Raw genomic sequence first — 13,902 nt, 5'->3', positions numbered from 1 at the left:
CGCCACGGCCGTCGGCCGCTCCCCGCGCGCCCCGCCCCGTACGGGGGCAGCATCGGCAGTGACGAACGCGCCCGAGAGGGAGGAGTGCGCCGCCATGCCCGACCGTGCCCCGCAGCACGTGGAACGCCGGCTGCCCACCGAGGAGGCCCGGGAGCTGATCGCCCTGGTCCGGGAGATCGCCGAGCGGGAGATCGCGCCCCGCGCCGCCGACGAGGAGGCGGCCGGGCACTTCCCGCGCGAGCTCTTCGCGCTGCTCTCCGCCTCCGGCCTGCTCGGCCTCCCGTACGACTCCGCGTACGGCGGCGGGGACCAGCCGTACAGCGTCTACCTCCAGGTCCTGGAGGAGCTCGCCGCCGCCCGGCTCACGGTGGCCCTCGGGGTCAGCGTGCACAGCCTGTCCTGCCACGCCCTCGCCGCCTTCGGCACGGACGAACAGCGCGCCGCCCATCTGCCCGCCATGCTCGGCGGGGGACTGCTGGGCGCCTACTGCCTCTCCGAACCGGCCTCCGGCTCGGACGCGGCCTCGCTGCGCACCCGGGCCGTCCGGAACGGCGAGGAGTGGGTGCTCGACGGGACCAAGGCGTGGATCACCCACGGCGGGATCGCCGACTTCTATACGGTGCTCGCCCGGACCGGCGCGGACGGGCCGAAGGGGATCACCGCGTTCCTGGTGCCGGGCGACGCGGCGGGGCTGAGCGCCGCCGCGCCCGAGCGGAAGATGGGCATGAAGGGCTCGCCCACCGCCCAGGTGCACCTCGACGGCGTCCGCGTCCCCGACGCCCGGCGCGTCGGCGCGGAGGGGCAGGGCTTCACGATCGCGCTGGCCGCACTGGACTCGGGACGGCTCGGCATCGCGGCCTGCGCGGTGGGCCTGGCGCAGGCCGCGCTGGACACGGCCGTCGCGTACGCGCGCGAGCGACGCCAGTTCGGGCACCCGATCGCCGACTTCCAGGGGCTGCGCTTCCTGCTCGCGGACATGGCCACCCACGTCGAGGCGGGCCGCGCCCTCTATCTGGAGGCGGCGCGGCTGCGCGACGAGGGCCGGCCCTTCTCGCAGCGGGCGGCGATGGCGAAGCTGTTCTGCTCGGACGCGGCGATGCGGGTCACCACGGACGCGGTGCAGGTGCTCGGCGGCTACGGCTACACCGCGGACTTCCCCGTCGAGCGGTTCATGCGCGAGGCGAAGGTGCTCCAGATCGTCGAGGGCACCAACCAGATCCAGCGCATGGTCATCGCGCGTCACCTCGCCGGACCAGAGTCCCGCTGACGCGTACGGTGCGGTCCGCCCAGACCGGCCCCGCGGCGAGCCGGGTCCACTCCTGGTCGCGGTGGCCGGGCAGGGTCCTGCCGTGGCTGGCCCAGAGGCTGAGCACCGCCTGGTAGATCGGCGGGTCCGCGGGGACCGGCTGGGGTACGGGCACGGGCACGGGTGCCGGCTGGGGCGCGGGCGCGGTAGCCGCCCCGGGGAGCTGGTGCGGAACCGATTCTTCAAAGGGCGGCTCGGACTGGCGGTGCCGGCCGTATCCGCTGGGTGTCGTATACAGCGTGGTCATACCGGGACCAACGCCCCCACCGTGCCGGCGGTCACCGCCGGGCCGTGCCGAGCGGGAGTTCGACTCGTCCCCGGGCGCGCGGGGCGCGGTGTCCGCCGGGGCCTCGGGGGTGCACGGCTCTGGTCCCCGGCGCGGTTTCTGACGTACCGTCAATTCCCGCTCGCCGCCCAGGAGGTAACACGTGTCAGACGACCGGCCCGTCGCGCTCGACGAGTACCCCGTGCACCAGGCGCCGCTCTCGATGAAGCACCACGTCAGCGGTGACCGGAACGTCTACGACCGGTGCATCTTCCACGTCTTCGACCACCAGGGCCGCGCCCTGCTCATCGCCGGCCTCGGCGTCTACCCCAACACCGGGGTCGTCGACGCCTACGCCACCCTGCGCACCGGCGACCGGCTGCACGCGGTCCGCGCCTCCGACGCCCTCGGCGACGACCGGATGAACCTCTCCGTCGGCCCCCTGCGGATCACCGTCGACGAGCCGCTGCGCCGGCTGACCCTGCACTGCGCGCCCGACCCCGAGGACCCCGAGGGCCTCTCCTTCGACCTCACCTGGACCGGGGACTTCCCCGCCGTCTGGGAGCCGCACCACACCCAGCGCCGCGGCGACCGCCTCACCCTGGAGGGCCGCCGCTTCGTCCAGGCCGGCCACGTCACCGGCACCCTGCGCGCGGGCGGCGAGGAGTACGCCGTCACCGAGGGGGAGTGGACCGGCACCCGCGACCGCAGCTGGGGCGTGCGCCCGCTGCCCGGCGAGGAGCCCGGCCGCGCCGACGAGTTCCGTCCCGAGGGTTTCCACTGGCTCTGGATACCCATGCGCTTCGAGGACCGCTTCCTCATGATCGTCGCCCAGGAGGACGCCGACGGCTACCGCACCCTGAACGAGGCCCTGCTGGTACGGAACGGGCGGCGCGACACCCAACTCGGCTGGCCCCGCACCGACATCACGTACCGCCCGGGCACCCGCGACCCCGAGCGGGCCGTCGTCCACGTCACCGACCCGGCGGGCAAGCCGCTGGAGATCGGCGTCGAGATCCTCGCCTCCTCACCCCTCGCCGTCGGCGCCGGATACCCGCCCGCCACCGACTGGCAGCACGGCAGCTGGCAGGGCCGAGAGTGGACCGACCGGCGCGTCTACGACCTCTCCGACCCGGCCGCGCACCCCATGGCCGCCTACGGCGTCACCGACCACGCCGCCCGCTTCACCCTCGACGGCCGCACCGGCTACGGCATCTTCGAGCACGGCTCCTTCGGCCGCCACGACCCCAGCGGCTTCGCCGACCACACCGCCACCGCCCCCTGAGCCCCCGAGGAGTCCCATGGGCACCGCGCCCCGCCCCCGCACCACCACCCGGGACCCCGAGGAGCTGGGCCGGCGGCTGACCGCCTGGCTCGACGAGCGGCTCCCCGGCGCCCGCGTCCACGGCCTGGCCGTGCCCGGCTCCAACGGCATGTCCAGCGAGACCCTGCTCTTCGACCTCGACCACCCCGACGCCCCGGTCCGCGGCTGCGCCCTGCGGCTCGCCGCCGACCCCGCCGCGTACACGGTCTTCCCCGTCTACGACATGGCCCGCCAGCACCGGGTGATGCGCCTGGTCGGCGAGCACACCGACGTCCCCGTGCCGCGCGTGCTCTGGCTGGAGGAGGACCCCGGCCCGCTCGGCGCGCCCTTCTTCGTGATGGCCCGCGCCGAGGGCCGCGTCCCGCCGGACGTCATGCCCTACACGTACGAGGGGAACTGGCTGCACGCGGCCGACGACGCCGAACGGGAGCTCCTGGAGGCCGAGTCGGTCGGCGTCATCGCCCGGCTGCACGAGCAGTTCCCCGCGAAGGAGGCCGCGTTCCTGCTCCCGGACGGCACCGGCAGCCCGCTGCGCCGCCACGTCGACGCCCAACGGGCGTACTACGCGTGGGTGGTGAAGGGCCTGGCCCCCTCACCGCTCATCGAGTCGGCCTTCGACTGGCTGGAGGCGCACTGGCCCGCCGACGAGGGGCCCGCCGTCCTCAACTGGGGCGACGCGCGCATCGGCAACATCGTCTACGACGGGTTCACGCCCGCCGCGGTCCTCGACTGGGAGATGGCGGCCTGCGCCCCGCGCGAGGTCGACCTCGGCTGGACGGTCTATCTGCACCGCTTCTTCCAGGACCTGACGGTGAGCTTCGGGCAGCCGGGGCTCCCCGGCTTCCTGCGCCGCGAGGACATCGAGCGGCGCTATGCGCGGCTCACCGGGCACACCCCGCGCGACATGGAGTTCCACACGCTCTACGCGGCGCTGCGGCACGCGATCGTGATGCTCAGGATCGCGTACCGGCAGGCGTACTTCGGAGAGGTGGCCGTGCCCGCCGACGGCCAGGGCACGGACAGCCTGATCCTGCACCACGCCACCCTCGCGGCGATGGTGCGGGGACGCTACTGGTGAGGCTCAGGCGGCGCGGCGCAGCTGCGAGGGCTTGATCGGACGCGAGCCCGGACCGCCGACGTGCGAGAAGGGCTGCGTCCGCCAGTCGAGGCCCTGGGGGAGCGTCAGGAGCAGGGCGGTGTCCTGCTCCTGCACCTCCAGCGTCTCGTCCGCGGGGCGGGCCTCGGCGGCGGGCAGACCCGTGCCGGAGCAGACCGTGAGCACGAAGGGGTTCCACGGGCTCGGGCACAGCGCGTGCTCCGGGAGCACGTCCTCGTCGGCGAGCAGCGCGATGGGCTGGACGCAGTCCGGGCAGATCACCCGGAACATCTCAAAGGTGTCGTACGCGTCGAGCTCGTCGGACGTGTCGACGGAATCAACAGGCTCCTGCATGGAGATCTCCCCCTCGGACGGGTCGGCCGGATCTGAGTGGCCTCGACCACAGCAAGCAATTCCCATACGGCCCGCCGCATAACCGTGAGGTCACGCCCGAGCCCCGTCAAAACCTGTGGTGTTCGTCACATGCCTGTCGCAGGTGCCCCGTGGATGCCCATAGTCAGGCATAAGGGCAGCCCCCGGCTGTGCCCCCGCCCCTTCGGGGCAATAGGGTCACCGCATGGAGGAGCTGGATCGTCAGATCGTCGAGTTGCTCGTCAAGGACGGGCGCATGAGCTACACCGACCTGGGCAAGGCCACGGGCCTGTCCACCTCGGCCGTACATCAGCGCGTCCGGCGCCTGGAGCAGCGCGGAGTCATCCGCGGCTATGCCGCCGTCGTCGACCCGGAGGCCGTCGGCCTGCCGCTCACCGCCTTCATCTCGGTGAAACCCTTCGACCCCAGCGCCCCCGACGACACCCCCGACCGGCTCGCCGACATCCCCGAGATCGAGGCCTGCCACAGCGTCGCGGGGGACGAGAACTACATCCTCAAGGTGCGCGTCGCCACCCCGCTGGAGCTTGAGCACCTGCTCAGCCGCATCCGCTCCCAGGCGCACGTCTCCAGCCGCACCACCGTGGTCCTCTCCACCCCGTACGAGTCCAGGCCGCCGCGCGTCTGAGCCGGGACACCCGGCGGACCCGAACCCGCTGGTAAGGAAGGCGTCCGCGACGGCCTAGCCTGGTCGCATGAGTGCGTACGAACACCGCACCGTGCTGTTGCGCGGTGGAGAAGTCCACAGCCCCGCAGACCCCTTCGCCACCGCCATGGTGGTGGAGCGCGGGCACGTCGCCTGGGTGGGCTCGGAGGGCGCCGCCGACGCCTTCGCCTCGGGTGTGGACGAGGTGGTCGACCTCGAAGGCGCGCTCGTCACCCCGGCGTTCGTCGACGCGCATGTGCACACCACGGCCACCGGTCTCGCCCTCACCGGCCTCGACCTGTCCGCCGCCGCCTCGCTCGCCGACGCCGCGGAGCGGATCCGCTCCTACGCCGCCGCCCGCCCGGCCGACCGCATCCTCATCGGGCACGGCTGGGACGCCGCCCGCTGGCCGGAGCGCCGCCCGCTCACCCGCGCCGAGCTCGACGAGCTCACCGGCGGCCGCCCCCTGTACCTCACCCGGATCGACGTCCACTCGGCCGTCGTCACCACCGCCCTGCTCGACCTCGTGCCCCGTGTCCGCGAGCTGACCGGCTTCCACGACGGGCAGCCGCTCACCGGCGACGCCCACCACGCCGTCCGCGCCGCCGCCTACGCCGCGCTCTCCCCGCAGCAGCGCACCGAGGCCCAGCGCGCCGCCCGCCGGCACGCGGCCTCGCTCGGCATCGGCACGCTGCACGAGTGCGGCGGCCCCGAGATCTCCTCCGAGGACGACTTCACCGGCCTGCTGGACCTCGCCCGCAGCGAGCCCGGCCCCCGGATCGTCGGCTACTGGGCCGATCTCGACATCGAGCGCGCCCGCGCCCTCGGCGCCCTCGGCGCGGCGGGCGACCTCTTCGCCGACGGCTCCCTCGGCTCGCACACCGCCTGCCTCCACGAGCCCTACGCGGACCGGTCCGGCGCCGGCGTCGCCCACCTGGACGCGGCGGCCGTCACCGCCCACGTGGTGGCCTGCACCGAGGCCGGACTCCAGGCCGGTTTCCACGCCATCGGCGACGCCGCCGTCGACGCCGTGGTGGAGGGCGTCCGGGCCGCCTCGGAGAAGCTGGGCCTCGCCCGCATCCGGTCCGCCCGGCACCGCGTCGAGCACGCCGAGATGCTCACCCCCGAGTCGATCGCGGCCTTCGCCGAACTGGGCCTGACCGCCTCGGTGCAGCCGGCCTTCGACGCGTACTGGGGCGGCGACGAGGGCATGTACGCCGACCGCCTCGGCGTGGAGCGGGCCCGCACCCTCAACCCGTACGCCGCCCTGCTGCGCGCGGGCGTGCCGCTCGCGTTCGGCTCGGACAGCCCCGTCACCCCGCTCGACCCGTGGGGGACCGTCCGCGCGGCCGCCTTCCACCGGACCCCCGAGCACCGGATCTCGGTCCGGGCCGCCTTCACCGCGCACACCCGCGGCGGCTGGCGCGCGGTCGGCCGGGACGACGCGGGCACCCTGGTGCCGGGCGCTCCCGCCGACTACGCGATCTGGCGCACCGGCGAGCTGGTGGTCCAGGCGCCCGACGACCGGGTGGCCCGCTGGTCGACCGATCCGCGCTCCGGGACGCCCGGTCTGCCCGATCTGTCCCCGGGGCGCGATCTTCCCGTCTGCCTGCGGACGGTCGTGTTCGGACAAACGGTGTTCGTACGCCCGAACGAGTGACGTAAGGACATTTCGAGCCGCCGCTCGAAAACGTCCGGGTTCGCCCTCGACCTGCGGATCTTCGGGGACCCCGCGCCTGAACGGTTCATCACCGCAGGTCAAACGGGTGTTGACAGCCGACGGGCCGGGGCCGGTAGGTTCGGCACGTCCACCAAGGACGTCCGACCGGTTTCAAACCTCCACGCAGGCACCGAACGCCGCCCGCGCCTCGGGGGCGAGGGAAGGTTTTTCCGGCGGAGGGTGCGACCCGGGTGGGGCCCCGGCGTTCAGTAGACAACGGCCTCGGTCGACCCGCAGCCAGCGGGGCCCGGGTCGGCCCGAAGGACGCCGGGCCCCGATCCCGCACCCGGTACGCGGGGCTCGCTATGGTGGTGGCTCGCGTATGTATCCGAAGGGGCAGTAGTGAACGACGGTGGCCAGAGGCGTTACGGCCCGCTCGGCAAGGCCTTGGTGATCATTCCGACCTATAACGAGGCGGAGAACATCAAGCCGATCGTGGCGCGGGTACGGGAGGCCGTGCCCGAGGCGTACGTCCTCGTCGCCGACGACAACAGCCCTGACGGCACGGGTAAGTTCGCCGACGAGATCGCCTCCGAGGACGATCATGTCCACGTCCTGCACCGCAAGGGCAAGGAGGGGCTCGGCGCGGCCTATCTCGCGGGCTTCCGCTGGGGCATCGAGCACGGCTACGACGTCCTCGTCGAGATGGACGCCGACGGCTCCCACCAGCCCGAGGAGCTGCCCCGGCTGCTCACCGCGCTCAAGGGCGCGGACCTGGTGCTCGGCTCCCGCTGGGTGCCCGGCGGCCGGATCGTGAACTGGCCGAAGTCCCGCGAGTTCATCTCCCGCGGCGGCAGCCTCTACTCCCGCGTCATGCTCGACGTGCCGATCCGCGACGTCACCGGCGGCTACCGGGCCTTCCGCAAGGAGACCCTGGAGGGCCTCGGCCTCGACGACGTGGCCTCGGCGGGCTACTGCTTCCAGGTCGACCTCGCCCGCCGCGCGGTCGCCGCCGGCTTCCATGTGGTGGAGGTCCCCATCACCTTCGTCGAGCGCGAGGTCGGCGACTCCAAGATGAGCCGCGACATCCTCGTCGAGGCGCTGTGGCGGGTCACCGGCTGGGGTCTGAGCGCCCGCGCGCAGAAGGTCGGCAAGCTGCTCGGCCGCAGGTCCGCGAGCTGATCTTTCCTTTACGACGTTCCGGCGGGCCGCCAGGCACACTGGGGGGCATGACGACCGGCGCAACGCCTCCCCTCGCCCCCAAGCGCTCCCGCGCGCGTACGTTCCTCCCGCTGGCCATCGCCGCCTGGCTGGTCCTGGATATCTGGCTGCTCACGGTGGTCGCGAACGCGGCCGGCGGGCTCACCGTCCTCCTGCTGCTCGTCGGCGGCGCCGTGCTCGGTGCCACCGTGATCAAGCGGGCGGGCCGGCGCGCCTTCGCCAACCTCACCGGGACCTTCCAGAAGGCCCAGGAGGCGGCCCGGACGGGCGCGGTGCCCACGGAGGCCGACCGGACGGGCGCGGAGGACCGCAACGGCTTCCTGATGCTCGGCGGACTCCTCCTGATGATCCCCGGGCTGCTCTCGGACGCGGCCGGACTGCTGCTGCTGATCCCGCCGGTGCGCTCGGCCCTCGGGCGGTACGCGGAGAAGGCCGTGGAGCGCCGGATGAGCGCCGCTCCCCAGGGAAGCCTCCAGGACGCCTTCCAGCAGGCCCGCATCCACCGGCCGGACGGGAAGGTCGTGCAGGGCGAGGTCATCCGCGAGGACGCCCCCCAGGGGCCGCGGGACACCCACGCACCCCGGCCGCCGCTGATGCCCTGAGCGGGCGGTGCCCGAACGCCTTGAGCGTGCGGGCGGTGCCCGACACTCGAAACACTCGAAACGAAAACGCCGAGGGGCCCGGTACACACTTCGTGTACCGGGCCCCTCGGCGTTTCTCTCAGGCCGTGCGGCCGTCCGTCAGGCGGACTTCCGGCTGTCGCGCGGATGCACGGCGATGTTCATGGCGCCGGAGCGCAGGACCGCCAGCCTCTCGGCCAGCACCTCCTCCAGCTCCTCGCGTGTACGCCGTTCCATGAGCATGTCCCAGTGCGTACGCGCCGGCTTGCCCTTCTTTTCCTCGGGGCCGTCCCCGTCCACCAGGAGAGCCTGGATTCCGCAGACCTTGCATTCCCACTCCGGCGGAATTTCCGCCTCGACCGAGAAGGGCATCTCAAAACGATGCCCCTTCTCGCATGCGTACTCCACCGCCTGGCGCGGGGCCAGATCGATGCCGCGGTCGGTCTCGTAGCTGGTCACCACGAGGCGCGTGCCGCGAAGAGCTCGCTCACTCATGAATCGTGCCTCCCGGGCTTGTCGCCCACAGGACAGGTGTCGCTGTCGTCGTCATCCGGTCAACGTCCGGTCGGCGGTAAAGATTCCCGTTCCGGGTCATGCGTCGCCCGTCGTGCCGCCCCTTGTTCTACCCACCAGTGCCCGTTTTGTCACATCTGGCAGTAGATGTCACTCAACGTCTTCACCAAGTCAGCACGCAGTAACGGTCCGCCTGGCAGGCCAAAGGCGTACACTACCGGCCTTTGACTTCCGCGTCTAAATTCGGTCCGGCACGGGGTTCCCCGCGGCGGCTACGGCCTGCCGGACCGGCACCCTCGCGAGGAGCACGAAACCGACAGCGAAGAAGATCACCAGGGAGATGATGGCATCCCGATAGCTTCCGGTCAGCTGATACGCGAGACCGAACACCAACGGCCCCAGCCAGCTCAGCCCGCGGTCGCTCATCTCGTACGCCGAGAAGTACTCCGCCTCCTTGCCGCGCGGCACCAGATGGGAGAAGAGCGAGCGGGACAGCGCCTGGCTGCCGCCCAGGACCAGGCCGATCGCCGCCGCCAGGCAGTAGAAGAAGACCGGCGCGTCGGCGGGCAGGAAGTATCCCGCCGCCAGGATCGCCGTCCACACGGCCAGCGACCCCAGGATCGTCCGCTTCGCCCCGTACGAGCGTGCCATCCGGCCCATGCCGAGCGCGCCCGCGACGGCCAGCACCTGCACGAGCAGCACCGCCGTGATCAGCGTCGTCTGGTCGAGGCCCAGCTCCTCCGAGCCGTACACCGAGGCCTGCGAGATCACCGTCTGCACGCCGTCGTTGTAGATGAGGTAGGCGAGCAGGAAGGAGAGCGTCAGCGGATGGCGGCGCATGTCCCGCAGGGTCGCCCGCAACTGCTTCCAGCCACTGCCGACGGCTCCCTCCGCCGCGCGGGCGTCCGGTTCCGTACGCCGGTCGCGCAGACGCCGTAGCGGCACCAGGGTGAAGGCGCCCCACCAGAGCCCCGCCGAGGCGAGGCAGATCCGCACGGCGGCGCCCTCCGTCAGGCCGAAGGACTCGTGGCCCGAGTACACGACCAGGTTGAGCACCAGGACCAGCGCGCCCGAGGTGTAGCCGAAGGCCCAGCCGCGCGAGGAGACCGTGTCCCGCTCGTCGGGCTCGGCGATCTGCGGCAGATAGGCGTTGTAGAGCACCATCGACACCGACAGCGAGGCGTTCGCCACGATCAGCAGGAACGCGCCCAGCAGATAGCGGTCGCCGTCCAGGAAGAACATCCCCGTCGTGGCCGTCGCGCCCACGTACGCCGACGCCGCCAGCAGCGGCTTCTTCCGCCCCGTGCGGTCCGCCACCGCGCCCACCAGCGGCATCGCGAACACCGCGACGACGATCGAGGCGGACACGGCGTACGCGAAGAGCGAGCCGGCACGCACGGGTATGCCCAGCGGGTGCACGAACCCGTCCGGGTCCGCCGCCGCCTTGGCGACCGAGGTCAGGTACGGCCCCAGGAACACCGTCAGGACACTCGTCGAGTAGACCGAGCAGGCGAAGTCGTAGAAGTACCAGCCGCGCTGTTCGCGCTTGCGCTCGGCCGCGCTCGGCGGAGCGGCCGGGCCGGTGAGCGTGGCCGGATCGGCGGGATCGGCGGCGTGGCCGTCCGGTCCGCCGGTGTTGTCGACGTCGGTCAAGGCCGCGCCCCCTCGTTCGTCCCCGTGGTCCCCGTGGTGGTACGCGCGCTCAGACCCACAGGCCGCGGTCCGTCAGGACACCGCGCAGCGTCTCCAGATGATCGGTCATGATGCCATCCACGCCAAGGTCCAGGAGGGCGTGCATCCGGTCGGCCTCGTTCACCGTCCACACGTGCACCTGGATCCCCCGCGCGTGCGCCTCGCGCACGAAGCGGCGGTCCACCACCGGGACGCCGGCCTGCCGCTCCGGAACCTGCGCGGCCACCACGCCCGCGCGCAGCGCCGCCGGGATGCCCAGCGAACGCAGCCGGAGCCCCAGGACGCCCTTCACCCCGAACGAGGTGGCCAGCCGAGGTCCGGCGAGCCGCTGGGCCCGCGCGACCCGGCCCTCGGTGAACGAGCCCACGCAGATGCGGTCCCAGGCGCCGGTCCTCGCGATCAGGTCCACGAGCGGTCCGAGGGCGGACTCCGCCTTCAGGTCCACGTTCCAGCGCGCGTCGGGGAACTCCTCCAGGAGCTCCTCGAAGAGGGGCAACGGCTCCTTGCCGGCCACCCGGGCCTCCCGGACCGCCGCCCACGGCAGGTCCTTGATCCGGCCCCCGCCGTCCGTCACACGGTCCAGCGTCGAGTCGTGGAAGGCCACGAGGACGCCGTCCGCCGTGGTGTGCACATCGGTCTCGAAGTAGCGGTATCCGGCCGCGGTCGCGCGCCGGAACGCCTCCGCGGTGTTCTCCAGGCCGTCCGCCGTGCCGCCGCGGTGGGCGAAGGGGAGGGGGGCCGGGTGGTCGAGGTAGGGGTGGCGTACGCGAGTCACCGCCGCAGTATGGCCTGTCAGGGTGCCGGGGTGGTGACGGGAGCGGGGTCGGCGGTCCGCGGGTGGGATGCGATGTCCTGGATGTCGGATCCGGTCTGCTGGATATGGGATCCGATCTCCTGGTCAGGGGATCCGGCATCTTGGATACGGGATCCGGCATCCGCCTCGGGTATCGCGAAGCGCCGCAGGAAGAACTGCGCCAGCGGGCCGATGCACAGGGCGTAGAGGACCGTGCCGACGCCGACCGAGCCGCCGAGGACGAAGCCGGTGGCGACGACGGCGATCTCGATCGCCGTGCGGACCAGGCGGATGGACCGTCCGGTCAGCCGGTGCAGGCCCGTCATCAGGCCGTCGCGCGGGCCGGGGCCGAGCCGCGCCGCGATGTAGAGGCCGGTCGCCGCGCCGTTGACGACGATGCCGAGGACCAGCAGGGCGATCCCGGCGGGCAGGCCGTCCACGTCGGGCACGAGGGCGAGGGTGCCGTCCATGGCGAGGCCGACGGCGAAGACGTTGGAGACCGTACCGAGCCCCGGCTTCTGCCGGATCGGGATCCACAGCAGCAGGACGACCGCCCCGACGCCGATGGACACGACGCCGATGGTCAGACCGGTCTTCTCGGCGAGACCCTGGTGGAGGACGCCCCAGGGCTCCAGGCCGAGCCCGCCGCGCACGAGCAGCGCCGAGCTGATCCCGTAGAGCGCGAGACCGACGTAGAGCTGGACGAGCCGGCGGGTCAGATGCCGGCCGCGGAGGCCGGAGGCGATGGACACGGGATTGCCCCCTGAGTGGTGACCTGGGTGGTCGTGGTGGACTGGCTCATGACACTCTGTGGCGGGAGAACATGAGCCAACCATGGCCAATTCGCGGAAGGTGGACTGATTTCCATGGCCCAGTGGACTTCAGCGGTGGGGCCCGCGCAGCTCGCCCGGCAGCTCCAGGCCCAGCAGGCCCGGCCTTCCGTGCCCGGCGTCCGCAAGCCGCCCGCCTACCGTGCCCTCGCCGACGGCATCCGGCTCCTCGTCCTGGAGGGCCGGGTCCCGGTCGCCGCCCGGCTGCCCGCCGAGCGGGAACTGGCCGTCGCGCTCACCGTCAGCCGCACCACTGTCGCCGCCGCGTACGAGGCGCTGCGCTCCGAGGGCTTCCTGGAGTCCCGGCGCGGTGCCGGAAGCTGGACGGCCGTCCCGGCCGGCAACCCGCTCCCGGCCCGCGGGCTCGAACCGCTGCCCCCGGAGTCGCTCGGCTCCATGATCGACCTGGGCTGCGCGGCGCTGCCCGCGCCCGAGCCCTGGCTCACCCGCGGCATCCAGGGCGCCCTGGAGGAGCTGCCGCCGTACGCGCACACTCACGGCGACTACCCGGCGGGACTGCCCGCGCTGCGGCAGATGCTCGCCGACCGGTACACCGAGCGGGGCATCCCGACCATGCCCGAGCAGATCATGGTCACCACCGGCGCCATGGGCGCCATCGACGCCATCTGCCATCTCTTCGCCGGCCGCGGCGAGCGGATCGCCGTGGAGTCGCCCTCGTACGCCAACATCCTCCAGCTGATGCGGGAGGCGGGCGCCCGGCTGGTTCCCGTCGCCATGGCCGAGGGGCTCGACGGCTGGGACCTCGGCCGCTGGCGCCAGGTGCTGCGGGACGCGGCGCCCCGCCTCGCGTACGTCGTCGCCGACTTCCACAACCCCACCGGAGCCCTCGCCGACGAGGACCAGCGCCGGCAGCTGGTGGAGGCGGCCCGCTCGGCCGGCACCGTCCTGGTGGTCGACGAGACGATGACCGAGCTCTTCCTGGACGACGACGTGACGATGCCGCGGCGGGTCTGCGCCTTCGACCCGGCCGGCGCCACCGTCCTCACCGTCGGCTCGGCGAGCAAGGCGTTCTGGGCGGGCATGCGGATCGGCTGGGTGCGGGCCGCGCCGGACGTGATCCGCTCGCTCGTCGCCGCCCGCGCCTACGCGGACCTCGGCACCCCCGTCCTGGAGCAGCTCGGCGTCAACTGGCTCATGCGCACCGGCGGCTGGGAGGAGGCCGTCGGCCTGCGCCGGGCCCAGGCCCGCGAGAACCGGGACGCCCTGGTGACGGCCGTGCGCAGGGAACTGCCGGACTGGGAGTTCGAGGTGCCCAAGGGCGGCCTGACGCTGTGGGTGCGCACCGGCGGCCTGTCGGGCTCGCGCCTCGCGGAGGTCGGGGAGCGGGTCGGCGTCCGGGTGCCGTCGGGGCCGCGCTTCGGGGTGGACGGCGCCTTCGAGGGGTACGTCCGGCTCCCCTTCACGGTCGGCGGCCCGGTCGCCGACGAGGCCGCCGCCCGCCTGGCCGCCGCGGCCCGCCTGGTGGAGGCGGGCGCCGGGGCGGGTGTCGAGGCGCCGAGGTCCTTCGTGGCGTAGGGCACGGGCC

General features: G+C 73.0%; 14 protein-coding genes. 8 read left to right on the top strand and 6 right to left on the bottom strand.

The annotated features are described in order from the left end of the window. Positions 1–94 precede the first annotated feature (94 nt). The gene (locus ACZ3ZE_RS31000) at positions 95–1,267 is read left to right on the top strand and encodes an acyl-CoA dehydrogenase family protein (protein WP_467261553.1); all 1,173 of its coding nucleotides are present in this window, start codon (positions 95–97) and stop codon (positions 1,265–1,267) included. Here ACZ3ZE_RS31000 and ACZ3ZE_RS30995 read toward each other — a convergent pair. Continuing rightward, the gene (locus ACZ3ZE_RS30995; RefSeq protein WP_467261551.1) at positions 1,230–1,427 is read right to left on the bottom strand and encodes a hypothetical protein; all 198 of its coding nucleotides are present in this window, start codon (positions 1,425–1,427) and stop codon (positions 1,230–1,232) included. The genes ACZ3ZE_RS31000 and ACZ3ZE_RS30995 overlap by 38 nt on opposite strands. Positions 1,428–1,734: 307 nt before the next feature. On the opposite strand from ACZ3ZE_RS30995, the gene ACZ3ZE_RS30990 reads away from it, so the two are divergent. After that, complete coding sequence (locus tag ACZ3ZE_RS30990) at positions 1,735–2,856, top strand: Rv3169 family protein (RefSeq protein WP_361169228.1); 1,122 nt, start codon at positions 1,735–1,737, stop codon at positions 2,854–2,856. 16 nt (positions 2,857–2,872) lie between these two features. After that, complete coding sequence (locus tag ACZ3ZE_RS30985) at positions 2,873–3,973, top strand: phosphotransferase family protein (protein ID WP_361169225.1); 1,101 nt, start codon at positions 2,873–2,875, stop codon at positions 3,971–3,973. A gap of 3 nt (positions 3,974–3,976) precedes the next feature. On the opposite strand, the gene ACZ3ZE_RS30980 is transcribed toward ACZ3ZE_RS30985, so the two are convergent. Continuing rightward, entirely contained in the window at positions 3,977–4,345 is a 369-nt protein-coding gene (locus ACZ3ZE_RS30980) for a hypothetical protein (RefSeq protein WP_467261549.1), read from the bottom strand. Between the two features lie 223 nt (positions 4,346–4,568). Here ACZ3ZE_RS30980 and ACZ3ZE_RS30975 point away from each other — a divergent pair, with 223 nt between their 5' ends. From ACZ3ZE_RS30975 to fxsA, 4 genes are all read left to right on the top strand, one after another. Further along, positions 4,569–5,009, top strand: a complete 441-nt coding sequence (locus ACZ3ZE_RS30975; RefSeq protein ID WP_351667247.1) for an Lrp/AsnC family transcriptional regulator — start codon at positions 4,569–4,571, stop codon at positions 5,007–5,009. Between the two features lie 67 nt (positions 5,010–5,076). Continuing rightward, positions 5,077–6,687, top strand: a complete 1,611-nt coding sequence (locus tag ACZ3ZE_RS30970; protein WP_361169219.1) for an amidohydrolase — start codon at positions 5,077–5,079, stop codon at positions 6,685–6,687. Positions 6,688–7,089: 402 nt separating this feature from the next. Then, a complete protein-coding gene (locus ACZ3ZE_RS30965; protein WP_361169216.1) occupies positions 7,090–7,869 on the top strand; it encodes a polyprenol monophosphomannose synthase in 780 nt (259 codons plus the stop codon). Positions 7,870–7,916: 47 nt separating this feature from the next. Further along, positions 7,917–8,510 carry an FxsA family membrane protein gene (gene fxsA / locus ACZ3ZE_RS30960; RefSeq protein WP_467261547.1) on the top strand — a complete coding sequence of 198 codons (594 nt, stop codon included), beginning with the start codon at positions 7,917–7,919 and terminating at the stop codon, positions 8,508–8,510. A gap of 138 nt (positions 8,511–8,648) precedes the next feature. On the opposite strand, the gene ACZ3ZE_RS30955 is transcribed toward fxsA, so the two are convergent. The 4 genes from ACZ3ZE_RS30955 to yczE form a co-directional block, all read right to left on the bottom strand. Continuing rightward, on the bottom strand, positions 8,649–9,023 hold the full coding sequence (locus ACZ3ZE_RS30955) for an RNA polymerase-binding protein RbpA (RefSeq protein ID WP_015032218.1): 375 nt from the start codon (positions 9,021–9,023) through the stop codon (positions 8,649–8,651). A gap of 255 nt (positions 9,024–9,278) precedes the next feature. Continuing rightward, a complete protein-coding gene (locus ACZ3ZE_RS30950) occupies positions 9,279–10,694 on the bottom strand; it encodes an MFS transporter (RefSeq protein WP_363292639.1) in 1,416 nt (471 codons plus the stop codon). A 49-nt stretch (positions 10,695–10,743) separates the two neighbouring features. Further along, a complete protein-coding gene (locus tag ACZ3ZE_RS30945; RefSeq protein WP_361169207.1) occupies positions 10,744–11,508 on the bottom strand; it encodes a glycerophosphodiester phosphodiesterase family protein in 765 nt (254 codons plus the stop codon). Between the two features lie 17 nt (positions 11,509–11,525). Next, entirely contained in the window at positions 11,526–12,278 is a 753-nt protein-coding gene (yczE, locus tag ACZ3ZE_RS30940) for a membrane protein YczE (RefSeq protein WP_467261545.1), read from the bottom strand. Between the two features lie 114 nt (positions 12,279–12,392). Between yczE and ACZ3ZE_RS30935 the strand changes: the two genes are divergently transcribed. Further along, positions 12,393–13,892, top strand: a complete 1,500-nt coding sequence (locus ACZ3ZE_RS30935; protein ID WP_361169204.1) for an SCO1417 family PLP biosynthesis transcription factor — start codon at positions 12,393–12,395, stop codon at positions 13,890–13,892. Positions 13,893–13,902: the final 10 nt, after the last annotated feature.

Source organism: Streptomyces sp. NPDC023157 (assembly GCF_055560575.1).
The sequence above is the reverse complement of the archived record's forward strand: the minus strand, read 5'-3'. Positions and strand labels throughout refer to the sequence as shown.